This is a genomic window from Campylobacter sp. MIT 99-7217 (assembly GCF_006864365.1).
Taxonomy (GTDB): Bacteria; Campylobacterota; Campylobacteria; order Campylobacterales; family Campylobacteraceae; genus Campylobacter_D.
On sequence record NZ_QHLJ01000003.1, the window covers coordinates 198898 to 223902 of the forward strand.

Annotated in this window: 26 protein-coding genes; 12 read left to right on the forward strand and 14 right to left on the reverse strand. The window is 34.4% G+C overall.

Annotated features, from left to right (window positions below; genetic code table 11):
- Positions 1-303 precede the first annotated feature (303 nt).
- The 8 genes from DMB92_RS03980 (at position 304) to DMB92_RS04015 (ending at position 8611) form a co-directional block, all read left to right on the forward strand.
- A complete protein-coding gene (locus DMB92_RS03980) occupies positions 304-1509 on the forward strand; it encodes an MFS transporter (RefSeq protein WP_142681762.1) in 1206 nt (401 codons plus the stop codon).
- Between the two features lie 151 nt (positions 1510-1660).
- A complete protein-coding gene (locus DMB92_RS03985) occupies positions 1661-2575 on the forward strand; it encodes an aldo/keto reductase (protein ID WP_260604744.1) in 915 nt (304 codons plus the stop codon).
- Positions 2576-2697: 122 nt separating this feature from the next.
- Positions 2698-3321 (forward strand): NAD(P)H-binding protein, encoded by a 624-nt coding sequence (locus tag DMB92_RS03990; protein WP_142681763.1) that lies wholly within the window; start codon positions 2698-2700, stop codon positions 3319-3321.
- 122 nt (positions 3322-3443) lie between these two features.
- On the forward strand, positions 3444-4460 hold the full coding sequence (locus tag DMB92_RS03995; RefSeq protein ID WP_142681764.1) for an alpha/beta fold hydrolase: 1017 nt from the start codon (positions 3444-3446) through the stop codon (positions 4458-4460).
- A gap of 143 nt (positions 4461-4603) precedes the next feature.
- A complete protein-coding gene (locus tag DMB92_RS04000; protein WP_142681765.1) occupies positions 4604-5581 on the forward strand; it encodes an aldo/keto reductase in 978 nt (325 codons plus the stop codon).
- A gap of 3 nt (positions 5582-5584) precedes the next feature.
- Positions 5585-6211 (forward strand): flavodoxin, encoded by a 627-nt coding sequence (locus DMB92_RS04005; protein ID WP_142681766.1) that lies wholly within the window; start codon positions 5585-5587, stop codon positions 6209-6211.
- Positions 6212-6281: 70 nt separating this feature from the next.
- Complete coding sequence (locus DMB92_RS04010; protein WP_142681767.1) at positions 6282-7970, forward strand: DUF262 domain-containing protein; 1689 nt, start codon at positions 6282-6284, stop codon at positions 7968-7970.
- A 227-nt stretch (positions 7971-8197) separates the two neighbouring features.
- Positions 8198-8611 (forward strand): EamA family transporter, encoded by a 414-nt coding sequence (locus DMB92_RS04015; protein ID WP_142681768.1) that lies wholly within the window; start codon positions 8198-8200, stop codon positions 8609-8611.
- Here the strand turns inward: DMB92_RS04015 and DMB92_RS04020 are convergent.
- The 14 genes from DMB92_RS04020 to DMB92_RS04085 all read right to left on the reverse strand — a co-directional run bounded on the left by DMB92_RS04020 (position 8608) and on the right by DMB92_RS04085 (position 21284).
- Positions 8608-9489: a helix-turn-helix transcriptional regulator gene (locus tag DMB92_RS04020; RefSeq protein ID WP_142681769.1), complete on the reverse strand. Its 882-nt coding sequence runs from the start codon at positions 9487-9489 to the stop codon at positions 8608-8610. The genes DMB92_RS04015 and DMB92_RS04020 overlap by 4 nt on opposite strands.
- The gene (locus DMB92_RS04025) at positions 9473-10561 is read right to left on the reverse strand and encodes an HP0729 family protein (protein ID WP_142681770.1); all 1089 of its coding nucleotides are present in this window, start codon (positions 10559-10561) and stop codon (positions 9473-9475) included. The genes DMB92_RS04020 and DMB92_RS04025 overlap by 17 nt, the downstream gene beginning before the upstream one ends.
- The gene (locus tag DMB92_RS04030; RefSeq protein WP_409513385.1) at positions 10558-10857 is read right to left on the reverse strand and encodes a hypothetical protein; all 300 of its coding nucleotides are present in this window, start codon (positions 10855-10857) and stop codon (positions 10558-10560) included. Before DMB92_RS04030 ends, DMB92_RS04025 begins: the two co-directional genes overlap by 4 nt.
- A gap of 13 nt (positions 10858-10870) precedes the next feature.
- On the reverse strand, positions 10871-11050 hold the full coding sequence (locus DMB92_RS04035) for a hypothetical protein (protein ID WP_142681772.1): 180 nt from the start codon (positions 11048-11050) through the stop codon (positions 10871-10873).
- A 9-nt stretch (positions 11051-11059) separates the two neighbouring features.
- Entirely contained in the window at positions 11060-14131 is a 3072-nt protein-coding gene (locus tag DMB92_RS04040; protein WP_142681773.1) for an ATP-binding protein, read from the reverse strand.
- The gene (locus DMB92_RS04045) at positions 14128-14631 is read right to left on the reverse strand and encodes a hypothetical protein (protein ID WP_142681774.1); all 504 of its coding nucleotides are present in this window, start codon (positions 14629-14631) and stop codon (positions 14128-14130) included. Before DMB92_RS04045 ends, DMB92_RS04040 begins: the two co-directional genes overlap by 4 nt.
- Positions 14631-14870 (reverse strand): hypothetical protein, encoded by a 240-nt coding sequence (locus DMB92_RS04050; RefSeq protein WP_142681775.1) that lies wholly within the window; start codon positions 14868-14870, stop codon positions 14631-14633. The genes DMB92_RS04045 and DMB92_RS04050 overlap by 1 nt, the downstream gene beginning before the upstream one ends.
- 11 nt (positions 14871-14881) lie before the next feature.
- Positions 14882-15559, reverse strand: coding sequence for a hypothetical protein (locus tag DMB92_RS04055; RefSeq protein WP_142681776.1), 678 nt, complete (start codon positions 15557-15559; stop codon positions 14882-14884).
- 11 nt (positions 15560-15570) lie between these two features.
- Positions 15571-17754, reverse strand: coding sequence for a hypothetical protein (locus tag DMB92_RS04060; protein WP_142681777.1), 2184 nt, complete (start codon positions 17752-17754; stop codon positions 15571-15573).
- 10 nt (positions 17755-17764) lie between these two features.
- Positions 17765-18709 (reverse strand): hypothetical protein, encoded by a 945-nt coding sequence (locus tag DMB92_RS04065; protein WP_142681778.1) that lies wholly within the window; start codon positions 18707-18709, stop codon positions 17765-17767.
- Positions 18706-19959, reverse strand: a complete 1254-nt coding sequence (locus DMB92_RS04070; protein ID WP_142681779.1) for a GTP pyrophosphokinase family protein — start codon at positions 19957-19959, stop codon at positions 18706-18708. Before DMB92_RS04070 ends, DMB92_RS04065 begins: the two co-directional genes overlap by 4 nt.
- A 219-nt stretch (positions 19960-20178) precedes the next feature.
- On the reverse strand, positions 20179-20400 hold the full coding sequence (locus DMB92_RS04075) for a hypothetical protein (RefSeq protein WP_142681780.1): 222 nt from the start codon (positions 20398-20400) through the stop codon (positions 20179-20181).
- Between the two features lie 78 nt (positions 20401-20478).
- Positions 20479-20994: a hypothetical protein gene (locus DMB92_RS04080; protein WP_142681781.1), complete on the reverse strand. Its 516-nt coding sequence runs from the start codon at positions 20992-20994 to the stop codon at positions 20479-20481.
- Between the two features lie 17 nt (positions 20995-21011).
- Positions 21012-21284, reverse strand: coding sequence for a hypothetical protein (locus DMB92_RS04085; protein WP_142681782.1), 273 nt, complete (start codon positions 21282-21284; stop codon positions 21012-21014).
- 229 nt (positions 21285-21513) lie between these two features.
- Here DMB92_RS04085 and DMB92_RS04090 point away from each other — a divergent pair, with 229 nt between their 5' ends.
- The 4 genes from DMB92_RS04090 (at position 21514) to DMB92_RS04105 (ending at position 24931) form a co-directional block, all read left to right on the forward strand.
- Positions 21514-22416, forward strand: a complete 903-nt coding sequence (locus tag DMB92_RS04090) for a DMT family transporter (protein WP_142681809.1) — start codon at positions 21514-21516, stop codon at positions 22414-22416.
- A gap of 173 nt (positions 22417-22589) precedes the next feature.
- Positions 22590-23015, forward strand: coding sequence for a cupin domain-containing protein (locus tag DMB92_RS04095; protein ID WP_142681810.1), 426 nt, complete (start codon positions 22590-22592; stop codon positions 23013-23015).
- Positions 23016-23079: 64 nt separating this feature from the next.
- Positions 23080-23661 (forward strand): DNA-3-methyladenine glycosylase I, encoded by a 582-nt coding sequence (locus DMB92_RS04100; RefSeq protein WP_142681783.1) that lies wholly within the window; start codon positions 23080-23082, stop codon positions 23659-23661.
- Positions 23662-23761: 100 nt separating this feature from the next.
- Entirely contained in the window at positions 23762-24931 is a 1170-nt protein-coding gene (locus tag DMB92_RS04105; RefSeq protein WP_142681784.1) for an NAD(P)-dependent alcohol dehydrogenase, read from the forward strand.
- The last annotated feature ends 74 nt before the right edge of the window (positions 24932-25005 follow it).

Consider the following 25005-nt stretch of genomic DNA (forward strand, 5'->3'; position numbering starts at 1 on the left):
ATTATTATATTTCTCTCGCAAAAGTCATTATTGAAATCTTTACATTTATTTTAACAACACCAACACTTTGCTACAAATCAAAATATTCCTATCATAGCTTACTTTATAATCTAAAAATTAACAACCATATGATCAATCATTTTCTTTGCTTCTTATATAAAAATTTGAGCTAGCAATTAACACATTTTAAAAAACTAAAAAACAAATGAAACGAAATTATTTTTATATTTTGAAATATTTCCCCTTGACAAACACTAGGTGTCAGGTTTTATAATTTCATAAATTTTTAAAAAAGGAGAAAAAATGCAAGAAAAGCTTGATAAATTTGAGCGAAAAATGTTTAATCTAACTGAGAGATTTATGTTTAAAATGGTGCTATTTTCAGTGGCTATTATGACCGCCTTGGGTGCTAGTGTGATAGCTCCTGCATTGCCTGCTATTGCTTCGCATTTCAAAGATACACCTTACATTGAGTTTTTAAGTGCCTTGGTTCTTACTATACCTGCACTTTCTGTGATGATTTTCTCACCTTTGGCTGGGATTTTGATGGATAAATTTGGCAAGCTTAAATTTCTTTATCCAGCTATTTTGCTTTGGGTGCTTACAGGTGCTAGTGGGTATTTTGTAAATAGCATTTATGAGCTTTTACTAAGCAGGGTGATTTTTGGCGTAGCGACTGCATTTATCGCTACTGCAGCTTCATCTTTATTGGCTGATTATTATGAAAGTAGCGCACAAAGGCGGCAAAAAGCCCTTAGTTTGCAAGGCTTTGTTATGGCTTTTGGTGGAGCTTTGCTGACTTGTGTTGGGGGATTTTTAACAAGTATTGCTTGGAATTTGGTTTTTTTGGTCTATTTAAGCGGAATTTTGGTCTTGATTTTTTGTGCTTTTTATCTTTTTGAGCCTAAAAAACGCAAGAAAAAAGAGCAAAAGATACAAGAACTTCCGAACAAATTTAACTCAAAAAGACTTTTGCCTGTGTATTTTATGGGCTTTTTTATTATGTTTATTTACTACCTGGCAGGCACGCAGTTTCCCCATTATATCGAGGTAAATTTAGGCTTAAATGCCAAATACATAGGCTTTGCAATGGCTATGCCAACCCTATCTTTTGGAATTTTTTGCTATTTTTACAAGGATTTTGCTAAATTTTTAAGCGTGAGGCAAATCTATGTCTTTGCTCTCATTTTAGAGGCTTTGGGCTTTTTCTTGTGTTTTTTGGTGGATCATTTTCTTATAGCCTTATTCTCGCTCTTTCTTTTTGGACTTGTTGGTGGGTTTATTGTTACCAATAATGCGGCTTTTTTATTTAGCATAGTTCCTCCTCATTCAAAGGCCAAATTTTATGGGATTTTGGCTAGCTGTATGTTTTTTGGGCAGTTCATTTCGCCGTTTATAACAACTCCTATGGTGCATTTTTTAGGGCTTAAGGTGGAATTTTTGATTTGGTCTTTGGTGATTTTGCTTGTAAGTTTTCTTTATGCAACTAATATTTTTTTAAAAAAATGAACATTTTTTGCAAATTTTTTAAATTTGCTCTTGACAAACACTAGGTGTCAGGTTTTATAATTTCATAAATTTTTTATGAAAGGAGCAAAAAATGTAAAAAACTCGCCGAAAGTTTTTAAAAAATTCGGCTAAATTCGGCTTAGGCTTGGCTATGGTTTCAAGTTTTAGCACAAATTTATTTGCAAATTTAACAAAAGGAGAAAAAATGGATTTCATCACTCTAAATAACGGCGTTAAAATGCCAATTTTAGGCTATGGCACTTATCAAATAAAGCCGGAAGAAACACAAAAATGCGTAGAAGAAGCTATCAGCGTTGGCTACCGCCTCATCGACACTGCACAAGCGTATTTTAACGAAGAAGGCGTAGGAGCTGCGATAAATTCAGCCCTTAAAGGCGGAGTTAAAAGAGAAGAGCTTTTCATCACCACAAAGCTTTGGATCACTCACGCAAACGAAAAAGAGGCTTTAAAAGCCTTTGAGACTAGCCTTAAAAAGCTTGGGCTTGAGTATTTGGATCTTTATCTCATTCACCAGCCATTTAATGATACCTATGGTGCGTGGCGTGTGATGTCAAGGCTTTACAAAGAGGGCAGGATAAAGGCTATTGGCGTGAGTAATTTTTACCCTGATCGCTTTACTGATTTTGCCCTAAATCAAGAAATAAAACCTATGATCAATCAAATCGAATGTAGCCCCTTTCACGCACAATTTGAAGCACAAAATATCTTAAAAGAATACGAATGCGTATTGCAGTCTTGGGCTAGTTTTGGCGAGGGCAGGAATGACTTTTTCAAAAATGAGCTTTTAAGCAAAATCGGCTCAAAATATGGCAAAACAAACGCTCAAGTTACCTTAAGATGGCTCATTCAAAGAGGCATTGTCGTGATACCAAAAACCACACGCAAGGAAAGAATGAAAGAAAATTTCGCTGTCTTTGACTTTGCACTTGATGATAGCGATATGAAAGCCATAGCTAGCCTTGATAACAAACAAAGCTTGTTTTTCAACCACCAAGATCCAGCCATGGTAAAATGGCTCATAGAAGTGTATAAAGATAAATTTTAGGGATAAAAATGCAAAAATACATTAATTTTATCCTCTTTGCCCTATTTTCTTTTATAGGGCTTACAAGGGCAAGCGAGTGGTAGGAAAGGGACTTTGAGGGGATAAATTACAAAGGAGAAAAAATGAAAATTTTAATCATAGGTGCAAATGGTAGCGTGGCAAGGGAGGCGATAAATGGCTTTTTGGGTGGAACAAAGGTAAATTTAAAGCTTTTTCTAAGAAATTCCAGCCGTTTGCAAAGCGTGAAAAATGCAAATCCTGAAAGAGTAGAGCTAGTTGAAGGCAGTGCTAGTGATAAAGAGGCTTTGAAAAAGGCTATGCAAGGCGTTGATGTAGTGTATGCAAATTTAGCTGGGGACTTGCCTACTATGGCAAGATCTATCATCGAGGCGATGAGTGAAACAGGGCTTAAAAGGCTTGTTTGGATCAGTAGTTATGGCATTCATCAAGATGAGTATAAAGAGCTTCCTAGTCGCAACCTAGGTGCTATCTCGTCTGCGCTAAAGCCATATGCGGACTCAGCCAAACTCATCGAAGCTTCAAATTTAGACTATACCCTTATCCGTCCGCAGTGGTTTAGTAATGCTGATGAGATTGATTATGAGCTAACTTTAAAGGGTGAGGTCTTTAAAAATCCTGACGCTTTGATCTCACGCAAGAGTATTGCTCATTTGGTTATAAAACTTTGTCTTGAAAAGGATTTTGCAATTCGCCAAAGTCTAGGCATAAATAAGCCTAAAAAATAAATTTTTGCAAATTTTTTAAATTTGCCCTTGACAAACACTAGGTGTCAGGTTTTATAATTTCAAGCAAACAAGATTATGTTGTAATTTTGTTTTAAATTTTAACTATTTTTAAAGGATAAATTATGAAAAAACTTATTTTTCTTACTCTTTTTATAATGGGTATTTCACAAGCTAAGAGTTTAGAGCAAAAGCCTTTAGTTATAGCTTCACAAGGAAGCTTTTTTGTGGGTGGGAGTGTGCTTAAAAATGATGAGGGCAAGAGCTTTCACGGAGATCACGCTTATGTATATTATCAAAAACCTATGAATGCAAAAAAACTTCCTATCGTGCTTTTGCACGGCATTCATCAAGCTACTAAAACTTGGGAAAGCACACCTGATGGCAGAGAGGGTTATGCTAATATTTTTTTAAGAAGAGGTTTTAGTATATATAATTTTACTACGCCTCGCAGGGGCAATGCTTCACGCTCATTAGATGAGGCTTTAATCAAGCCCGTTTTTGATGAGGAGTCTTGGTTTGTGAAATGGAGAATTGGCATTTATCCTAATTATTTTAAAGGAGTGCAGTTTTCAAAAGATAAAGAAAGTCTTAATCAATTCTTAAGACAAATAACCCCAAACATAGGCAAAATAGACTTTGAGCTAAATACAAATATTTTAGCTAACTTTTTTGATGAACTTAAGGGAGGCATTATGATGGCTCATTCTCAAGGTGTGATGCATACTTGGAAACTCTTACCTAAAACAAAAAATGTTAAAGCTGTTATAGCTCTTGAGGGTGGTGGATATTTTTCCTTTGTAAAAAGACCCCAAACTGAAGCGAGCGAAGGGGTGGAATATATTATGGTTGATGAAAAAACCTTTAAAAGCTTTACTAAAATGCCGATTTTACTCATCTATGGAGATAATATCCCTACTACAAAATCAAACGTACCAGAGCTTGATATATGGAGAATTAGGCTTGATTTAGCTAAAAAGTGGGCAAATGCTGTTAATGAAGCAGGCGGAGATGTAAGCTTAATTCACCTGCCTGAGCTTAAAATTTATGGAAATACGCATTTTTTAATGTCTGATTTAAATAATGTAGAAATTGCGGATTTAATCTCAGAGTGGCTTAAAGAAAAAGGGCTTGATAAATAAGTTTATAAACTCTCTTGAGCTCTTAAATTTAAGGTTTAATCAAGCCTTAAATTTTAAATATTTTTATTGATTTTTTACAAAACCCCTTGACAAACACTAGGTGTCAGGTTGGATAATTTCATAAATTTTAAAAAGGAGAAAAAATGCAAAAAAGAAAATTAAGAAATTTAGAAGTTTCAGCCCTTGGGCTTGGTTGCATGGGTATGACACATGGGCATGGCTTACCAAAGCCAAAAGATGAGATGATAGCTTTCATTCATAAAGCCTATGAAAAGGGCCTTACTTTTTTTGATACGGCTGAAGCTTATGTTTATAAAGATGAGAGCAATGAAAGCCTTGTGGGCGAGGCTATAAAGGGCTTTAGAGAAAAAATCGTTTTGGCAAGTAAATTTGGCATTTATTATGAAAATGGCAAACAAGTGCTAAACTCACGCCCAGAGCAGATAAGAAAGGCGGCCCATGGAAGTTTAAAGAGGCTAAAGACTGATTATATCGATCTTTACTATCAGCACAGAGTTGATACAAATGTGCCGATCGAAGAAGTAGCTGGCGTGATGAGGGAGCTTTTTAATGAGGGTAAAATCAGAGCTTGGGGACTTAGCGAGGCTAGCATTGAGACTATAAAAAGGGCAAATGCGGAGTTTGAGCTTAGTGCTGTTCAAAGTGAGTATTCTTTGTGGTTTAGGGAGCCTGAGAGCTATTTTAACGAGCTTGAGAGCCTAAATATAGGCTTTGTGCCTTTTAGCCCGCTTGGTAAGGGCTTTTTAACAGGAGCTATTAAGAGTGCTAACTTTGGCGAGGGCGATTTTAAGGGCGTTGTGCCAAGATTTAGCAAGGAAAATTTAGAGGCAAATCAAGTTTTGCTTGACTTTTTGAACGAGTTTGCAAGGAGCAAAAACATAAGCCTAGCACAGCTTGCACTTGGCTTTATACTCGCTAAAAAGGACTTTTTAGTGCCTATTTTTGGCACGACAAATTTAAAGCGTTTAGATGAAAATTTAAGCTCTTTAGAAGTGAAATTTAGTCAAAGTGAATTAAACGAGTTTGAAAAGGCTTTAAGTGAGATTAAAATAAGTGGGGATCGCTATCCGCCAGAACTTGCCGCAAGGGTTGGAAAATGAGCCATGAAAAGGCGAGATTTCTTAAAATTTAGCCTTTTAAGCCTTGCGAGCGTTTCAAGCTTTGGCGAGGATCTTAGAGCTAAAAGCTTGATCGTTTTTTATACTAGGAGCTTAAATTCATACTTTGTGGCTGATTTTATATCCTTAAAAACGGGCTTTGATATGCTTAAAATAAAGACTCAAAGCCCTTATCCGCAAGATTATGATGAAATGGTTAAAAGAGTGCTTTTTGAAAAACAAAGCGGTTTTAAACCAGCTCTAAAGCCCATAAGTTTAAGGCTTGAGGGCTTTAAAAATCTTATCATCATCTCGCCAATTTGGGCAATGTCGCTAGCAAGCCCCATAAGAAGCTTTTTAAACAGCTTTGATTTTAAGGGCAAAAATATCATGCCCATTTTCACAAACGCTGGTTTTGGGGTAGGTAATGCCCTAAATATCATGAAACAAGAATGCCCTAACGCAAATTTCCTAGCTCATATAGAACTTTCATTTGAACTTTTTGAAAGAAAAATTAGAAATTTAAGAGCCTTAAATTTAGCCAAAATCAAAGCGAAACAAAGCATTTTAAGCAAAGAAGATGAGCAAAAACTCCATGCTCATCTTGAGTTTAAAAGCTTCAAAAAGTTTTAAAAATAAATTTTAAGCAAGTTTTTGCGTTTTTTTAATATAATACGAAGCAACTTAAATTTAAGGAATTTTAATGACACCAACCAAACAAAGCATAAAAGAATTTTTTGCTGGCAAAAAGCAGTATTTTATCCCTGCGTATCAAAGGGCTTATTCTTGGGAACAAAAGCAATTAGAGCAGTTTTTAGAAGATCTAAAGGAAGCTAGCAAGGGTGAAAATAATTATTTTTTTGGCAATGTTTTACTTGAAAAAAACAATGAACTTATCGATGGACAACAAAGAATCACTACTATAATCATCTTTGCTAGGGTCATTTATGTTCTTTTAAAAAACAAAAATGAAGCAAGTTTTAGTAATGAAAAAATAGAAGATATAAAAGATGATTTTTTGATACATAAAAACAAGGCAAAGCTTGAAAGCGTGGCTTATGATAGGGATTATTTTAAGGATTTTATTATCTTGGATGAAAAAAAGCATGAGCCTTGTAGTCCTTCTCAAAAACGCATTAAAGATGCAAGAGAGTATTTTACAAAAGAGCTTGAAAAAGAAGATGCTAAAGAACTTGAAAGACTTTTAAAAACAATGTGCGAGGCTGAAATTACAAGCATGCATTTTGAAAATAAAAAGGATTCTGTGCTTATGTTTGAGCTTCAAAATAACCGCGGAAAAGCACTTAGCGATATAGAAAAGTTAAAATCTTATCTTTGCTATCAACTTTATACTTACACTCAAAACGAAGAAGCAGAGCTTAAGATAAAAGAAATCACAAGCGTTTTTGAGGAAATTTATAGGCTTATGAACGATATAAAGACAAATGAAGATTTTATACTCGAGTATTTTAATATTAGCTTGTATGGATATTATTATAAAGAGGGGGATTATAAAGAGGAAATAAAAAAGATAGGGGAAAATAGCGAAAAAATCAAATATATAGAAGCTTATGTAAGAAAGCTTAAAAATGCCTTTGTGATTTTTAAGGATTTTGAGAATTTGAAGTGTGAAAATGCTGTAAATTTGCGTTATTTGGATTTGGCAACTTTATATCCTTTTGTGCTAAAAGCTTATGATTTATTTGGCAAAGAAAGCAAGGATTTAGAAAATGCTTTTCATTTACTAGAAATAATAGCTTTTAGACACAAGCTCGTAAAAACAGGAACTGATTTAATAAATAATGATAAGCTCGATCATGTGCTTAAAAATTTTAAAGATATAAAAAGCTTAGAAGATGGGTTGAGAAATATTTGTAATGAACATGATTGGAATTGGGGAAAACATGTAGTAGAGATAGCTTTAAATGATATATATAATATATTCGATGATAAGGACATGGTAAAATACATTTTCGAGCGTTATGAAAATAAGTTGCGTAAGGCAAAAACTAGTGGATATAAATTTAGCTTAAAGGATATAAAAGATCCTGACATAGAACGCATAGCACCGAAAATTAAAAACGAAGAAAAGCTAGCAAGTGGATATTGGTGGTATGATGAAAAATTTAGGGATATTATAGGCAATCTCTTGCTTATTTCAAAAACGCATAATAATAGCTCTATTGGCAATAAACCCTTTAGTAAAAAGCTTGAAAGCTACGATCTTTTAGAACAACAAAAAGAAATCCAAGAATTTGCAAACGAAGATGAAGAGGGGAAACTTAAATGGGACACAGATGCTATCGTTAAAAGACATTTGCATATTGTAGAATTTGTGCTTGAAACTTGGAGTTTTAAAGATGATGAGTTTTTAGATGATGAGTTTTTTTAAAAATATAAGCTCAAAAATCTTTTAAAATCATAAATTTTAAATTTCCAAATCCTAGTTTTATGCTAAATAAGGCTTAGATAAAATGAGTAAATTTAAAAATATAGCAAAAATGACAATACTTTTTGAAATTTAAACTCAATTTTTTTCTATTTTCTATAAAATCTAAAACGCCCTTAAGCAAAAAAGCCTTAAAATAAAAGCTTAAATTCACATAAGAAGGAAAACAAATGTGGCTTATTTATGCTTTGGGTTCAGCTATCTTTGCGGCACTTACTGCGATCTTGGCAAAAATTGGCATTGAGGGCGTAAATTCTCATCTAGCAACAGCCATTCGCACGGGCGTTGTCTTGCTTTTGGCTTGGGGTATGGTCTTTTTGGTGGGTGCTGGAAGTGGTGTCGCAAAGATAAGTGCTAAAAGCTGGGTCTTTTTGATACTCTCAGGGCTTGCTACCGGGGCTTCTTGGCTTTGTTATTATAAGGCTTTGCAGCTTGGCGAGGTGGCAAAGGTCGCAGCTATTGATAAACTAAGCGTGGTTTTAGCGATCATTTTTGCTGTGCTTTTTTTGGGCGAAAGCTTTACTTTAAAAACAGCCATTGCTACGATTTTGATAGGTGCTGGAGCTTTGATAATGGCGTTTTAGGATAAATTTAAATAAGCCCTCAAGCTTTCATTTAATTTTTCTTTTAAGCTTGTGGGCGAAATGATGAAAATATAAGGGATAAAAAGCTTTACGATATTTAGAATTTCATCTTCATAAGCAAAGCTGGTTTTGATGAAAAAAAATTGTTCGTCCTCATCGCTAAGCTCAAAATGACTAAGAAAGCTTTTGCGTGAAAAATACTCCCAAGCCTTTTTATCCACTCTTAAAAGGCATTCTTTTGAATCACCTAGCCAAGCTTGTTTGCTTTGAACTATGTCCTTGTAAAGTTCATCATCAATCTTAAAGCTTTCTTCTTTTTCTTTTAAATTTTCTATTTTATTTAGGGTAAAATGCTTAAGTTTGCCAGCTTCATCAGCAAGCAAATACCAAATGCCGTCCTTGTTTAAAAGCTTATAAGGCTTTAGGATACGATCTTTTTGCTTGTAAGTAAGGCTGATTTGTTTATATTTTATGATAGCCTTGCTTAAAAGCTCAAATTTATCATAATCCACCTTATCAAAGCCGGAATTTTTAATGAGAAAAAATTTATTATTGTTTTTATCATTGAGATTTTTATTTAAAATATCAGCGATAAAATTTCCATCAAGCCTTGGATAAAGGGTTTTGATCCCGCTTAAAAGGGCAAATTCTTGCAAGTGTTTTAACTGAAATTTTCCCAAAGCCCAAGATTCTAAGGAGTATTTGCCTTTTTCTTTTTTTATGGGCAAGGAGGCTAATTTTTGCAAATCCCTTTGTATGCTTCGCTCACTCACGCTAAATTCCTCGGCTAGTTCGCTTACACTAAAGCTTTCGCCGTTGTTAAATTTAAGCAAAATTTGAATTATTCTTGTGCTGAGTTTATCATAATCCTTGTCCATATTTTTCCTTATAAAAAATAAGTTTTTTAAGTAAGCTTGGCTCATAAAGTCCTAAAATTTTAGCCCTTAAAGCCCTAGCTTGTTCCAAGCTTGCAAAGTCCTTATGCACGCTAGCATTGCGTATATTTTGTAAAAAACTGATATCATCTTTTAATTTTATGACAAAATTTTTTAAAGGCTTTTCTAGGGGATCAAAAAGTTCTTTTTTTAAAAATAAAAATTTAACTGTGCCTAAATTTGGCTTTTGAGTGAAAAAATTTTCTAAGATAAAGCTTCTTTCTTGCACGCTATAAGAGATATTTAAAAGCTCTTTATTAGCCTTGCAAAGTCTTGCAAAAATAGCCCTTGAAAAATCATAAATTTCATACTCCAAAGCCTTTGAGTACTTCACCACAACGCTAGTATAATCATAAAGCTTATTAGCTTCATTTTGTTCTAACTCAAGCTGGGCTGAGATCAAATTTGAAATGCTATCATGGTGCAATTTATAATAAAAGCTTCCAAAAACATAATCAACAAAAATTTGTCCTATCCTAAGATAATCCTCGCTTTTATAGATATTTAAAAAATGCACTTCATCGCTTTGAAAATAAGCCTTATAATTTTTTTGCCTCACGATAAGAGGATAAGTATAATTGTTGCCATAAATGGCGTAGGTGTGATCATTTGGGGTTAGAAAATTGCTCAAAAACTCATCTCTAAGCAGGCTAAAATTTTCCCTTACAAGTTCTCTTAAGTCCTCGATGATGAAAAAATCCTCCACCTCAAGCTTTTTTTGCTCATAATAACTTGGCAAAAGCTCATCAGCAGGCTCTTTTTGCACCCTTATAACCTTAGCCACAAATAAATTTGCATAATCACTAAGAAAAAGCTGTAAGTAGTTTTGCTCATTTACGCCTTGATAAAGCCTTTGTAGATCCTTTTCAAAGGGGGAGTTTTGATCTTTAAGTTTTGATTTGACCTTGCCAAAGGCGACTTTTTTCTTGTCTTTTAGCACTTCAAGATGAGCTTTGATCACATCTTTTTCATAGTAGGGATTATAGAGGATTAAAAGATCTTCTTTGCTTTTCATTTTAAAAGTTCTTTTAAATTTTTCTTGATATCGCCGTTTTTACCCCATTCGTCTAAGATTTCTTTTATGATAATAAAAAGCTCATCAAAATCATCAGGATAATCCTTTTTAAACTGCACCACAAGATCAAGTCCTTTACAAAGCCTATCCTCAAAAGCCACTCCTTCTTGCTCAAAAATGCCCCTTATATCAAGCATAAAACCAATAATTCTTTTGCTTTGAAGAGGAGAGCTTAAGCGTTTGAAAATCGGCGACTTTAAATCACAAGCCAAAGAAAGAATTGAAAATATCTTCATCTTTGAAAGCATTTTATTTATTTTTGCCCAAAACATTTGTCAAAAGCTCAAAGCCCTTTTCTAAAAGCCCCTTTTCTCCCCTGCAACTAGGACAAATAAAATCAGCAGGATTTAAAACATCACTTTTAGGACTACAAAGAAAAAGCTTTTTGCAATTAAGACATTTTTTTAAAAAAGGTCGAGGCTTTATCATCTTAGTTCCTTAAAATAAATTATCTTTAAAATATTGCACATCATCTATATCAAGCTTTTCATTCAGGTATTTATCGATAAACTCGAAAGCAATTTTAGCAATTTTATTCTTATCTTCTTCTTTCTTTGCGTCCGAATCAAGCTTATTTTCTAAGATCAAATACTTAGCCAAAAAGTTCTTATCAAATTTAGCTTCAAATTCTTTCAAGCTTTGAAGTAATTTTGGAGCAACTTTTTGCGTTTTTGTATAATTTTCCTTAAGTGCTTTCATTAAACCCCTTCTTTGTAGGGCAAAAAGATTTTCTATATCTTTTAAATTTGGACTTTCAAGCAAGTGTGATCCCATTAAAACCCCGCTTTTATATTCGCTCAAATAAAACTCATAAGCACTTTTTTGTATAAGCTCCTCGCTGATTAGCTCTTCATCAGAGCTTGTATTTAGCTCTTGTTTCATCTTTGTCATCACAGCCTTATTAAAGCCACCTGAAAAAACCACTCCAGCACCAACTTCAAGCTTGCTTAAAAACTCAGCTTGTTCTCTTTCTAAAGCCATAGTATTTCTTAGAGCTTCTTGATCATCAGCAGCAAAGATCCTATGCACGATCTTTGTGTTTGTATTTTTAAGCACTTCAGGGGTAAGTTTGCTTGGAATTTGATCAGCTATCATCAAGCATTCGCCATATTTTCGAATTTCAGCCAGCATATCAGCAAAAACTTCCACGCCTTGCTTTTTGTTTGGACTATCTCCGGGTTGAAATTTACTCAAAAGGCGGTGTGCTTCTTCTATCAAGATGATATGTTTAACCCCGTGTTTTTTCTCACTTTGCAAGAAATTTGCCTTGATAGCCTCAAGAGCATTTCCTAGTATAAAGCCCATGATCAAGGACTTTTCGCTACCATTTCTTATCTCTTCCATTTCTAAGACTATGCGTCTATCAAGGAGCTTTCTAAAATCAACCGATCTTTTGGTATTAAGCATAAAGCCCTTTGCACCCACTAAAAGCCCATTTAACCTAGCCTTAATCGAGCCTATATAATCATTTTTAAGCCTTTCATCAAAGCCTTGTTCTTTAACCACGCTTTGAACTTTAAAATGCAAGTCCTCCAAGGTAGGAAAAGAATACACGCCCTCATTAAAGGCATCTTTGCCATAAATTTCATTTTCATTTGTAGCTATGTTCCAGCCCTTATCTTTGTAGCATTCATAAATGGCACTTTCTATGATTTGAGGTATAGCAGCTTCCATGTCAAAGGCAGCTTCTATGCTAGCTTTTATCATATCCACCCTAGAGCTTATGCTTTCATGAGGGAAAAACTCAAATGGATTTAGTCTAAAAGGCGCTAAGGTATCCTTGCCTAAGGTAAAGATGAGCAAATCTTCGTATTTGTTTTTTAAAATTCTATACTCCGTTTTGGCTGGTTCTATGACTAAAAAAGGCTTATTTGAGTTAATGAGTATGTTTTGACAAGTAGTTGTTTTACCACTGCCTGTAACCCCTGTGATAAAAATATGCTTATCAAGATTTTTACTATCTATGCTTACACTTTTGTTTGTAACATTGCCACTTTGAATGAGCTTTCCAAGCACTAAAGGATCACTAGCTTCTTTGAAATTGAGCCCAAATTCTACCTCTTCTTTAAGCTCTAAGCCTACGACATCTTTTTTAGGAAGACCGGCTATTAAACTTAGCTCTTTTGAGCTGATGACATTGCCTAAATTTACAGGGCTTTGAGAAAGCAAGGAAGCAAGCTTTTTGTCTGCATTTTGAAGCGAGATTTTAGGTAATTGTAAATTTCTAAAAGCCTTTAGCCTTTTGCCATCATCAAGCAAAAAAGCTCTTAAAGGAAGTTTATTGCCACTTTCTCCGCTAAATAAAGATATAATGGTGTTTTCAAGCTTCATCAAGACAGCCTTTGAGTTAGAAAAACAAAACATAGAGCTTAAAAACATACCCTTGCCCTTACCATAGTCTATCCTTGGAAGTAAAACATCGTCTATATATTTAAGCCAATCTTGGATTTGTTTATCAAGATTTTCTTTAGTGATAGAATCACTCTTAGTTGTGCCTGTTTGGGTGGAGCTAGTTTCAGCTATGGCTAAACTCTCACTTGTTCCTGTATTTTTACTCAGGCTTTGCTGTTTGCTTTGATTGTGTGTGACACTTTCACTTGATCCCGTAGTTTTGCTGTCACTTGATCCCGTAGCTTTGCTTTCGCTTCCTGATTCGCTTGTAGAATAAGACGAGCCTTCACTTTCACTCTTTCCACGAGTTGTTTGCTTTGTTTTGCTTTCATTTGTTCCTTCAGTTTCGCTTTCATTTTTGCTCCAGCTTTTACTCTCGCCTTTAGTGGTGATTTCACTTCTACTTTCTCCGTCATTTGTGCTTTTAGTGGAGGTTTTAGAGCTTCCCTGAGTTTTACTTTCATTTTCACCCAAAGAGCTTTGAAAACTATGCTTTGCTAGAGGCAAAAGCCCTGAATAAAGCTCAAAAATATTTTTTTCTATACTCAAAAGATCATTATCACTAAGCAAGGAAGCTATGATCATAAAGCCAAACTCACTTCCCACACCCATAACATCAGCAAACCTATCCATACCTTGAAATTCACTCTCTTTTTCCAAGACACCCGGCACACCCTCTATAATGCTTTGAAAGCTGTTATTTTGGATCTTTTCTAAGATAAGGCGTTTTTCTTCCTTGCTTACTGCTTCGATATTGCTTCCTCTAAAATTGCCCTTTATACTTGGCTCTAGTATAAACTTACCTATCTCATCGACATCAAGCTTTGGGGGATTTTTTGAATAATCCCTTGAAATTCCATAATAAAACTCCACCTCATTTTCATCGCCTAAGATAAGATAAATAAAATTAATCCCCTCTATCCTCAAGGCACTTAAGACATTTTCTAAGGCTTCACGGCGAGGAGCGTCCTTAACAAAGCTTATGCTATGCACCCTATAAAGCACCACATCGCTAAGATCTAGGCTTTGCGTATCTTGGGTAGTGATGCGTTCTTTTTTGTTAAGATAATAAATATTTGGATTTTTTAAATTTTCTTTAAATTCTTTAAACTCATTCATTTTTTTATCCTTTGTTTCATTTTTTGTTGTTCTTGTTTAAAAAACCTATACATTTCAGTTTCTTCTTCTAAATTTTCTTCACTATCTTGTTTTATGTCCTTTTTTGCTTTTATATTTTTATCAAGTTTTATGTTAGAGTTAAGATATATTTCACCCTTACCCACTAAGTCGCCATCATAACTTTTTATACCCATATCCTTAGCAATTTTTTTTAAAATATCCTCCAGCCAAGATCTTTGCCAAAGACTATTTTCTAAGCAAGGCTTAAAAAACTCACTCTCAAAAAACAAAGGATTTTCCTCGTCCCAAACAAAGGCTAGATCAAGCTCATTTTCATCTTTTTCAAAGCTTGTTTTATCCTGCCACCACTGCCAAAAATCTTGTTCTAGCGTAAAAAATACCTCGCCTTCTTTTGTTAAATTTGTAAGTTCATTATTGTGAAGCTTAAAAACGGCTATTTGCCCTTCTTTAAGTAAAAATAAATTACAAATTTTTCTCATCATTTATCCTTTTTAAGACCATCTAAAAAATTATCCTCTAATTTGTATTTGTTTATATCAAATTCAGGCAAGATGAATTCTTTTTTGGGCATAGAAGCCTTTTTTATGGGTGCTTGTCTTTTTAGCGTGGTTTTATTTTCTAAACTTTCTAGCACTTCTTTCACTAGCGTTTCTACTGACTTTTTTTCACTTCCTAAAGAGCTAGCTATATCCTCAACCATTTTATCCCAAGTACCCATATCTAGCCTCCTTAAGACTTAAGAAGTTCGTTAAATTTAGTCGTAAGCTCATCTTTGCTAAGCTCAGGATTTGCCTTTTCTAAACCTTGTTTTAAAGCTTCAGATACCTCGCTTTTGCTATTTGTTTCTAAGGTTTTATCCTCCAAATACGCACTCACATCATCAGCACTAATGTCTTTTTCACTCATGGTTTCTAAGGTTGAGACAAGTTCTTTTTCATCGATCTTTTCATCTTTAAATTTCTGACCCATAGTAGCCCAAAAACTTACGCTGTCTTCAAGGTTGTATTTTTCACTTATGCCTTTCATACCAAGGGCTGAGCCTATGGCTGTGTCAATGTTTTTTTGTATATCCGTTTTCTTTTCCTTTTCATCAAGCTGTATGCGACCACTGCTAATTTCTTCATCTAAATACGCAATGTATTCATTAATGCTATCAAAATCATCAGGCTTTTTCTCAGCCTTTTGCATCGCCTCGCCATAATCTTCTGGAGTGTGTTCGTTTTTAAACACACCTATGAGACTAGCTATCGCACTTATAATAGGTGCTACGGTAGAAAGAATAGGTGCTAATGCCCCAGCCAAAGCACCTATACCCGTTGCTAAAGCTCCGCCTATTTTGCTACAAACTTCACCTATACCACTACAAACTGAACCTAAAAAACCGCCAACTGAACTCCAAAATCCCATTTTTTCTCCTTTTATTCTGTGAGTTTTATTTCTTCTTCATGAATTATCTCATCATTATTATTTACCATGATAAGAAACTTTAAGCTATTTGTGCCTGTGATTTGCACGCAAAGCTTACCCTCTTTGATCTCAGGAAAGTTAAAGGTCAAACGCGTGACATCAGTTGCTAAAAGACCCTCGCTAGACACAGCCCTATCATTTGAAGTATAGGCTAACTCAAAGCGATCCATTGGCGGTTCATCTTCTTTTAGTTCTGAAAGTTGATGAAAAACACCATCTTCTATATCTAGCTCGTTTTTATCAAGCAAGACCTCAAATTTACCTCTGCGAATGCAACCAAGATAGAAGTTAAACTTAGCCTCATCATCATGTGAAATTTCTGAAATCACTCTGATCCTAGAACCCTTTCTTCCATCTAATAGTCCAAAAACAACCCCTGTTTTGCAAGTGATCTTAGTAGAAAAATCATCATTTTCGCTTGCTTCTAAACCAAGCTCTTTTTTCTTTTCATCAGCTTCTTTGCTTCCAAGTGGAGGGTAAAGCTCTATGTTTAAATTTGAATTTTCTTGCTTAAGCCTAGAAATAAGTTCTTCAAAAGCTAATTTCACTAAAACAGAACGAGAAGAATTGCCCCCTAAAAAGATATGAAGCCTATCGATTCCTTTCATTTTATCAATAGTGCTTAAAAAGCAATGATAAAAACTATCCACGCCTCTTTTAATCTCTTTAGCTAAAATACTTAAAAGCTCTTTCGTATCTACTTCCAAATTTACGCTTAAGCTTTGTTTTGTATTATTAACCAAATTAAGAGTGATTTCTCCTCTTTTCAAAGCCTGAATTTTCTCTTCAACTGAGGCATTATTTTCTTCTTCGTTCATAAAAAGTTCTGCATTTTCCCAAAAGATCCTTAATGCCTCTTTAAGCTTAGCTGTGTTTTTTCTGGCTTCTTGAGAAGTTGCGATCAAGTTTTCGTCCGCTCCAAAGCCATCTTTGCCTTTGGGTTTTGTAAAGGAGCAGTCTTTTTCTCTCATTAAATTTTTATTGTGTTTAAAGACCTCATAGGCTAAAAGCTCAAGCAGTTTTTCTCCGCCAAGATTTACATCCCCGCCAGAGCCAAAATGCTCTATCTCAAAATCATAATTCTTGCTTGAGCTTTTCCTCCAAATCCCAAAGTCAAAATCAGTTGTGCCTCCACCAAAATCAAAAATACCATAATAAATATTTTTTTCTGCGTATTTTTCATCTTCAAAGCCGTATTCTTTCAAAGCACTGATAGCATAGGCTGCTGGCTCGCTTAAAGTTTGTTCTACCTTAAATTGTTTTGCATAGTCTTCATCACAAAGCACAGCATAAGGCAAAGCCTTTCTTATCCCTCTTTCAAAGCTTTCACGGATTTTATCCCTTACTTTTTTAGGGTATTTGACAGGAAAAGAAAGGAGGTATTCTAAGTATATACCATTTCTCATATTGTTAATATATCTTGCTAGAAAATATGCATAAAGTTCTATAGGATTAATGTCTTCGTCCTTACAATCTGCAAAATCCTTTAAATCATAAACCGCCTTAGTATCCTTTATACGAATTTTTAAATCAAAGGCATTAGCCCATTGTTTTAAATCAGCAAAAAAGCGGTAAAAATCCTCATCTTTAGCTTCAAAAAGATTATTTGCTGCTGCGTGAGAAACCCTTAGATCATTCCAAGAAGTAAGGGGTCTTGATTTTACACTATCATAGGCCTTAAAAAAGCTTTTTATATCTGCAAATTCTACAACGGTTGGATTTTCATAGTCGTTTTGCTCGTGATCATTTTTAATATCGCCTGTCCCTATACGAATAAGCCTTTTTCTAGAACGCTCATCTAAGTATCCAGCTACCGTGCTTTTTGTGCCAAAGTCTATGGCAACGACTCTATCTTTTTGCACATCAAGCACAGGACTTCTTGCTTGTAACTCAGAGTTTAAATTTATCTCTATGCTATTTTCAGTAGGCGCACTAGCTCTATAAATATCCCAATGTCCCTTGTTAATATCTGTAAGCACACTTATATCATAAGCGTCTATATCAACAGCTACTTTATCAACATTCAACAAAAACTCTTCTATTTCCTTTTGATTGCCCTCTATTCTTTTTAAAACCCTTGCTAAAGGCTCGTCCTTATGCAAAATGATTTCTGTGATACTTTTCTTTTGACTCATTTTTTTCCTTTCAGTCTAAATTTACTATGCAAGCATAGGTTTGATTTTTATCCTTAAAGCCAAGAAAATACACCTCTTTGATATTTCCTTGAGCCTTAGTGCCTAAATTCATTTGTTCTTTTTGGTTAAAGCTATCTCCAACCACGCATTTTAAACGCTCAAAACCATAAATTTTTTGATGAAAGCTAAAAAGCTCATCAAAGAATTTTATAAGATGAGTAACTTCTCTTTTATTTTTCAAATCCTCCTTAATATACTCATGCAAAGAGCCTAAAATAACGCGGGCAAAAGCCGTAGCATTAAAGCTAAACAAGCTTTCATCATTTATATAAGAAAACCTCTTTCTAAAATCACTTGGCAAGGACTTATAATCCTCATACAAGCTGACATTCGCTTCTTTTTCAAGCTCTTTAAATTTAGCCTCTTGATCCTTTAAAGACTTGTTTTTAGTTTCAAGTTCTTTTTCTTTTTGAGCTAAAGAAGTTTTTAACTCATCAAGTTCTTTTTTCTTTAGCTTAGCGAAATTAATAGTGTCGTCAAGCTCTTTTTCTCTTTGTTTTAAAGAGCTTTCAAGCTCCTCTTGCTTTTTTTTGTATTCAGTTTTTAGCTCTGTAAGTTCTTTTTCTTTGGAGCTTAGCTCATCTTTAAGTCTTTTTTCCTTATCGTTAAACTCCTTACTTAGCTTGTCTAAATGATCCTTGCTTGAGGAATCAAGCCCTTTAATGCTTTCTTCTAAAGAGCTAAGTTTTTCTATAAGCTCCTCACTATCTTTTTGCCTTACAAAAACTTCGCTTTGCTTTTGTCCATTTTCAAGCTCAAAACTCACTGTAAGCTTTGTGATCTTGTCTTTATGCTCTGCCATTATCCTTGTCCTTTTAACTCTGTGTTTTTTGTAAATTTTTTGCATAAATTTAAAAAGCTTCATAAAGGCTTTTTCTTTTTTTAAAACCTTCATTGCCCTAGCCTATTTACTAACTCATCTAAGATTTTCGCACTCCTTTCATTGATCAATCTTTCTTTTTTTATCTTTTCTTTTTTGTTTGAATGAATGTAAATTAAAAGTTGTAAAATATGAAGCTTTTGTAAAATTTTCTTACTCCTTGAATGCTGGGCTACATATCTTGCATACTCTTGCAAGATCAAAGCGTAGTTTTTGTTTTCTAAAAGCTCATTTAAATCCCTAGTATAAAGCACCTCGCTAAGTCTGGCAAGCTCTATAAATTTAGCACTGACCAAATCAGGTTCATCATAACAAGCTATATCTAAATACTCATCTTCTAAGCTCTTAAATTTAGCTATAACGCCCTCATCTTTGAGATAAACAAGCATAGAAGCACTATCAAGCTCAATGGATTTTTGATTTTCAATACCTTTAAGCTCTTTGATATCCTTAACCGAACTTTCAGCCTTGATACGCTTTCTCGCCCTTTTGCTTTGCTTTTTACTTTCCTTGATGAGATCTCTAAACAAATCATCAGCCACTTCTACTAAAGCAGCCAAACGATCAAAATACCTTCTTTTATCAGCTGATAGCTCCTCTCCAGCCTTATATCTAGCCTTATGCTCTATCTCAGCCCACACATGCTGAAGTAGGGTTTTGATTTGAATTTCTGCTTTTAAGCCCTCAAAGTCCTTTGAACTAAAATGATTTTCCTCAAGGCTCTTAAGCGTCTTTTGAATCTCTAATCTCAAGCTTTCAAAGATCTTAGAGCTTAACTTATCATCTTTTAAGCTTTTAAGCATTTTAGGATCAAAGCTTATAACAAGGTGTCTTCCAAGATAGCCAAATTTACGGTTTGCCCAAAGATCCTTTGTCTTATTAACGCTATTTTTCTCATCGATTTGCTCTTTTAGATCCTTTTTTAAAAGATCATAAACCCTATTTGCATCCCCTAAAGAAGTAAGCATGATCTTAGCTCCAACCAAATCCGTAACCTCTCGTATAGGGTCTTTGTATTGACGCCTTTTATCATCTCTTTTGATCTTGCCCTCAAAGCTTTGCTTAGTCTTAGTGCGAGACTTAAGATCAAAACTATCCTTATCTAGCTCTCCTTTATCCACAGCACTTAAGATCAAATAATGAATGTAATTTTTCAAAATTTTTTCAAAAGATTCATATTTTCGAATATTTTGCTCAAATTCTTTTACGACCTCATCAGGATCGTAATTCATATCCAAAAACTGATTGTCAAACTCGTCTATCAATGCTAGCTCCTTATAAAAATTTTGAAAAATAATTTTATCGTTTTTTTTTTTTTTGTAAAGCTTAAATTTTTAAGCAAATTTTCATAAAAACCTTAAAATTCAAAAAAATTTATACAAACTTTCAAAGCTCTTTTAGGGCTTTAAATAGCTTTACTAAAATTTACAGCAAATTTTTAATGTATCTTGTCCTTAAACTTTACTGAAAGCTTTTCAATGAACCTAATCTCGCCAATTTTTAACAATCCTCAAAGCAAAAAAAGCAAGCACAAGCACATAGGCTAAAACCACAAAAATATTCCAAGGCTCTGGTATATGAGTATGCAAATAAAGTCCAAAACTATAAAGCAAAAAGAGGGCAAGCAAAATAATCACCAAAGAAATAACAATACTAAAATACATAATGCCCAAAGCAAAAACAGCCAAAGCCACAAGAAAACTCACAAGCTCTCCTTAAAATTTACAAATGCTTTTCAAAGTCCTAATATAAACCCCAAAGCTTTTGCTTTAGGGTTTAAAAGCTTAAAATTCTAAATAAGTATTTTTAAAGCGACGGATCTCTAAATTTATATCCTTTCTTAGCTCAGTTAAAGGATCATTTTCATCTTTACATTTTTCCTCATTAAAAGCACTTAACATTTGAAATTCATTTTTTAACTTTTCCTCATTAAAAGCACTTAAAATTTGAAATTCCTTATCAGCTTTGATAAGCTCCTCTAAATTTTTTGTTATATTTGTAAAATCCAAATCTTTAGTGTATTCTTTTGCATGCTCTTCATAATACTCCTTAAACTCAGGCTCTTCTAAAAGCTCTTTGCACTTATTTTTTAAATCATTAGCCCTTTGGACTAAATTTTCTAGCTTTTCCTCAGCAAAAAGCTTAGTCTTAAGGATCAAATCAATGATCTGCTCTGGCTGTGTCTCAAATTCTTCTTCTTTTGAAGCCTTTGTTTCCTCAAAAGGACCTTCAAGCCATTTTTTAAGCCCATACCCTGTAGCAGCTATTGCTATACCGCCTAATAAAAATTTGTTTAACATCTTTTCTCCTTTTAAATTTATTTTTTAAGCCCTAAAAGCTTATCAGCCTTATCAAACAAGGCTTCATTTTGATCCATAAACTTATCTATTTTTTCAAAGCCCCTTTCTACCTTTTCTTCAAGTGCATCTGTAAAATCAACACACTTATATGTAGCATCTTCAGCCATTTGGATAAGAACATCTTTTGGACTTTCAACCCAATATTCATTTTCCTTTTTTGTCCTATCATAGCACTGCTTAAACTTATAAGCACCAAATAAAGCCACACCGGCAAATACATAACGCAACATTTTTTCCTCCTTATTTTTGAAATGTTTTGAAAGTATAAAACACACTTGCGACAGCTTGTGTCGTTTTTTACAAATTTATAAATTTATTTAATTTTTTTGCCTAAAACCTGCCTAAATTTGCGATAAAAAGGCAAGAGATCAAGTTATATCTAAAATAGATTTTAGCTTTAAAGCTAAAAACAAATAAAAATATTTTATAATGACACCAAAAAATTTGATGAGTGATAAAATGAAACAAGGTTATTTATATACTTTGCTCGTGCTTTCTATGTTTTTTTGGGGAACTTCTTGGCCCCTTTCTAAGATCTTGACCTATTATCCTCAAGGATTTGATATTATTTGTTTTTGGAGGTTTGTATTTGTCGTGCTTGGCTCGCTTGGCGTGGTTTTGATCTTTAAAATTTCGCTCAAACTTGACAAAAGCATTATCAAATACATAGTCATCGCAGGACTTTTAAACGCTCTTTATACGCTCATATTTTTTATAGCCATAGCACATGGTTTTGCTGGAAAAGGCGGTGTTTTGGTTACTACCATGATACCGATTTTTTCATATTTGCTTTTTATCCTTGCTCTTAAATTGAAGCACAAAAAAATAAAAGAAAATATCAATAAAACAGAGTTTTTCGGTCTTTTCCTAGGACTTTGTTCGGGTCTTTGTTTGCTTGAGCTTGATTCTTTAAGCACGCTTTTTGGGAAATTTAATGTTTTGTTTTTGCTTTGTGCTTTGATTTGGGCTTGCATGACGATATTTACTCACAAAACAAAGGGAGCAAATCCTCTAGCCGTAAATTTCTATATCAACGCCGTTTCGCTCATCATCTTTGCTCCTATTTTGCTTTTGCCAAACACCTTTGAAGTTTTTAATAACGATGGCACATTTTGGCTAAGTCTTATCGCTGTAACATTTTTAAGCACAGTGGTAGGAACTAGCATTTATTATTTTGGCATACACAAACTTGGAAGCATAAAAGCAAATTCTTTCATACTCATAACCCCAGCAAGTGCTTTAATCTCAAGCTATTTTATCCTAGATGAAATCCCTACTTTGCTCACGCTTTTAGGCTGTGTGCTAGCAATTTGTGCGATTTATTGCATCAATATCTACAGCAAAAAAGGTAAAAAAGTATAAATTTTTTGCAATTTTTTTAAATTTATCCTTGACTTAGAGTTGCTCTCATGCTTTATAATTATAAAATCATTTCACAAAAAGGAGAAAAGATGAAAAATCTTAAAAAAATGCTGGCAGTTTCAGCACTTAGCCTTGCTGTTTTGAGTTCAAATTTATACGCAAAGGAGGATAATATGCAAGAACTTATCCAAAAAGGCACGCTTGGAGGCTTTAAAGGAGATAGTAAAATTTTTAGCGGTGAAGTTAGCGTGGATATGGCGTTTAAGGCAAATGAATGGCGTGATTTTAGTGGTGGGCTTGTCCGTTTTAGCCCTAAAGCAAGAAGTGCTTGGCATACACACCCAAAGGGACAAACCCTGCTCGTACTTGAAGGTGCTATCATCACAGGTACTGAGACAGGACAGGTGCAAGTGGCAAAAAAAGGCGATGTGATCTCTTGTCCGCCAAATTTAAAGCATTGGCACGGCGCACTTGATGATGAAGCTGGTATGCACTTAGCACTTACAAGCGAAATTGATGGCAAAAATGTAACTTGGCTTAAAAAAGTAAGCGATAAAGAATACAACAAGGCTTTAATTAGGGCTAAAAATCAAAACTAGGATTTTAAATTTATCCTCATTTTCGCGCTTAAATTTTGTATAATTTTGCTAAAAAGGAGTGAAAATGGGGTATTGTGATTGGAGCTTGAAAGCAATTTATAAAAACTATCATGATAATGAATGGGGAGTGCCTGTTTATGATGATTTAAAGCAGTTTGAGCACTTGAGTATGGAAGTGATGCAGTGTGGGCTTAGCTGGCAGCTCATGCTTAAAAAACGCGAAATTTTTAGGAAATGTTTCGCAGATTTTGACTTTGAAAAAATCGCCCTTTTTGATGAAGATAAGCTAAAACAAATTCTCTCCACACAAGGCATGATCGCTTCAAAAGCTAAAATTCTAGCCATTATAAACAACGCAAGAGTTTTTAAGAAAATCAGGGCTGAGTTTGGAAGCTTTAGTGCGTATTTATGGGCATTTACCGAAAATAAAGTCCTCATTTACCGCTCGCATGCAAAAACACAAGTGCCTGCTAGCAATGATCTATCCACACACATTGCCAAAGAGCTTAAAAAACATGGCTTTAAATTCTTAGGTCCCATCACGGTGTATTCGCACCTGCAAGCTTGCGGTATCATCAACGACCATGATCCTAGCTGTCCTTGTTATAAACAGATCATTGAAAATTTTGACATAACTTATCTTTAAATTTTTTCATAAAAATTAGCAATTTTTTTAAATTTAGTCTTGACTTAGAGTTGCTCTCATTTTTTATAATTATAAAATCATTTCACAAAAAGGAGAAAAAATGAAAAACACTTCTCATACAAGAAGAAAATTCATCAAAAACGCTGCTATCATAGGTGGCGCGGTAGCTTTAGGCGGTGCTTCGCAGATTTTTGGAGCAAATTTAGCAAATGCTAAAAACAAAACTATCAAATGCAAAGGCTTTGCGGCGTTTGATGAAAGCGGAGTTTTAAAGCCTTGGGAATTTGAAAGAAGAGCTCTTGGAGCTGAGGACATTTTGATAGAGATCAAATTTGCTAGCATTTGCCACAGCGATATTCATCAAATCAAAGGCGATTGGGGCAAGCAAATTTATCCTCAAGTTCCGGGACACGAAATCGTAGGTATAGTTACACAGGTGGGTAGCAAGGTAAAAAATTTCAAAGTGGGCGATAGAGCTGGCGTTGGTTGTATGGTGGATAATCTAAAAGGCGTAAGAAGCGAAGAACAATACGACGCAAACACGCTTTTTACCTACGGAAATCCTGACAAAAGAGAGCCAAGCGGTATCACTCAAGGAGGATACAGCACAAATATCGTGGTAAATTCGCATTTTGCTGTTAAGATCCCTGAAAATATCAGCTTTGAAGAGGCTGTGCCTTTGCTTTGTGCTGGGGTTACGACTTATTCGCCACTTATGAAGTATCAGATCAAAAAAGGCGACAAGGTAGGCGTTGCTGGCATTGGAGGGCTTGGACACATAGCTATAAAACTTGCTGTTAGTAAGGGTGCGAAGGTTTATGCTTTTACGACCTCAAAAGATAAGGTAAAAGACATTAAAAGCTTTGGAGCAAGTGAAGTTATCGTTGTGGGCGACGCACTTAAGGATACTAAGGCTTTAGATAAGCTTAAAGGCGAGCTTGATTATATGATAAGCACTATACCTGTGCCTTTTGATGTGGCCGCTTATGCAAGTTGTGTTAAGCCTTTTGGCACTTTTACGCAGGTTGGAATGCCAGCTAAATTTGAAGTAGCACTTTCAAACATAAATTTAGCAAAAACTAGGGTAAATTACACCGCTTCTTTAATCGGCGATATGAAAGAAACACAAGAAGTAGTGAATTATTGTGCTGAAAATAAAATCTATCCAAAAATAGAAATCATCAAGGCTGAGGCTATAAATGAAGCGTGGAAAAAAGTTCTTGATAAAAAAGCAAGATATCGCTATGTTATAGATAGTGCAAGTATTTAAAGCCTTATTTTAAGGCTTTTTTAATCCACTTGTGCGGATTAAATCATTTGTATTTTTCCTACAAAATTAAGGAT

What these genes read in the sequence shown, in the direction of transcription:
- DMB92_RS03980 (WP_142681762.1), top strand. Translation starts at nt 304, where the DNA reads ATGCAAGAAAAGCTTGATAAATTTGAGCGAAAAATGTTTAATCTAACT.
- DMB92_RS03985 (WP_260604744.1), top strand. Translation starts at nt 1,661, where the DNA reads ATGGTTTCAAGTTTTAGCACAAATTTATTTGCAAATTTAACAAAAGGA.
- DMB92_RS03990 (WP_142681763.1), top strand. Translation starts at nt 2,698, where the DNA reads ATGAAAATTTTAATCATAGGTGCAAATGGTAGCGTGGCAAGGGAGGCG.
- DMB92_RS03995 (WP_142681764.1), top strand. Translation starts at nt 3,444, where the DNA reads ATGAAAAAACTTATTTTTCTTACTCTTTTTATAATGGGTATTTCACAA.
- DMB92_RS04000 (WP_142681765.1), top strand. Translation starts at nt 4,604, where the DNA reads ATGCAAAAAAGAAAATTAAGAAATTTAGAAGTTTCAGCCCTTGGGCTT.
- DMB92_RS04005 (WP_142681766.1), top strand. Translation starts at nt 5,585, where the DNA reads ATGAAAAGGCGAGATTTCTTAAAATTTAGCCTTTTAAGCCTTGCGAGC.
- DMB92_RS04010 (WP_142681767.1), top strand. Translation starts at nt 6,282, where the DNA reads ATGACACCAACCAAACAAAGCATAAAAGAATTTTTTGCTGGCAAAAAG.
- DMB92_RS04015 (WP_142681768.1), top strand. Translation starts at nt 8,198, where the DNA reads ATGTGGCTTATTTATGCTTTGGGTTCAGCTATCTTTGCGGCACTTACT.
- DMB92_RS04020 (WP_142681769.1), bottom strand. Translation starts at nt 9,489, where the DNA reads ATGGACAAGGATTATGATAAACTCAGCACAAGAATAATTCAAATTTTG.
- DMB92_RS04025 (WP_142681770.1), bottom strand. Translation starts at nt 10,561, where the DNA reads ATGAAAAGCAAAGAAGATCTTTTAATCCTCTATAATCCCTACTATGAA.
- DMB92_RS04030 (WP_409513385.1), bottom strand. Translation starts at nt 10,857, where the DNA reads ATGAAGATATTTTCAATTCTTTCTTTGGCTTGTGATTTAAAGTCGCCG.
- DMB92_RS04035 (WP_142681772.1), bottom strand. Translation starts at nt 11,050, where the DNA reads ATGATAAAGCCTCGACCTTTTTTAAAAAAATGTCTTAATTGCAAAAAG.
- DMB92_RS04040 (WP_142681773.1), bottom strand. Translation starts at nt 14,131, where the DNA reads ATGAATGAGTTTAAAGAATTTAAAGAAAATTTAAAAAATCCAAATATT.
- DMB92_RS04045 (WP_142681774.1), bottom strand. Translation starts at nt 14,631, where the DNA reads ATGAGAAAAATTTGTAATTTATTTTTACTTAAAGAAGGGCAAATAGCC.
- DMB92_RS04050 (WP_142681775.1), bottom strand. Translation starts at nt 14,870, where the DNA reads ATGGGTACTTGGGATAAAATGGTTGAGGATATAGCTAGCTCTTTAGGA.
- DMB92_RS04055 (WP_142681776.1), bottom strand. Translation starts at nt 15,559, where the DNA reads ATGGGATTTTGGAGTTCAGTTGGCGGTTTTTTAGGTTCAGTTTGTAGT.
- DMB92_RS04060 (WP_142681777.1), bottom strand. Translation starts at nt 17,754, where the DNA reads ATGAGTCAAAAGAAAAGTATCACAGAAATCATTTTGCATAAGGACGAG.
- DMB92_RS04065 (WP_142681778.1), bottom strand. Translation starts at nt 18,709, where the DNA reads ATGAAGGTTTTAAAAAAAGAAAAAGCCTTTATGAAGCTTTTTAAATTT.
- DMB92_RS04080 (WP_142681781.1), bottom strand. Translation starts at nt 20,994, where the DNA reads ATGTTAAACAAATTTTTATTAGGCGGTATAGCAATAGCTGCTACAGGG.
- DMB92_RS04085 (WP_142681782.1), bottom strand. Translation starts at nt 21,284, where the DNA reads ATGTTGCGTTATGTATTTGCCGGTGTGGCTTTATTTGGTGCTTATAAG.
- DMB92_RS04090 (WP_142681809.1), top strand. Translation starts at nt 21,514, where the DNA reads ATGAAACAAGGTTATTTATATACTTTGCTCGTGCTTTCTATGTTTTTT.
- DMB92_RS04095 (WP_142681810.1), top strand. Translation starts at nt 22,590, where the DNA reads ATGCAAGAACTTATCCAAAAAGGCACGCTTGGAGGCTTTAAAGGAGAT.
- DMB92_RS04100 (WP_142681783.1), top strand. Translation starts at nt 23,080, where the DNA reads ATGGGGTATTGTGATTGGAGCTTGAAAGCAATTTATAAAAACTATCAT.
- DMB92_RS04105 (WP_142681784.1), top strand. Translation starts at nt 23,762, where the DNA reads ATGAAAAACACTTCTCATACAAGAAGAAAATTCATCAAAAACGCTGCT.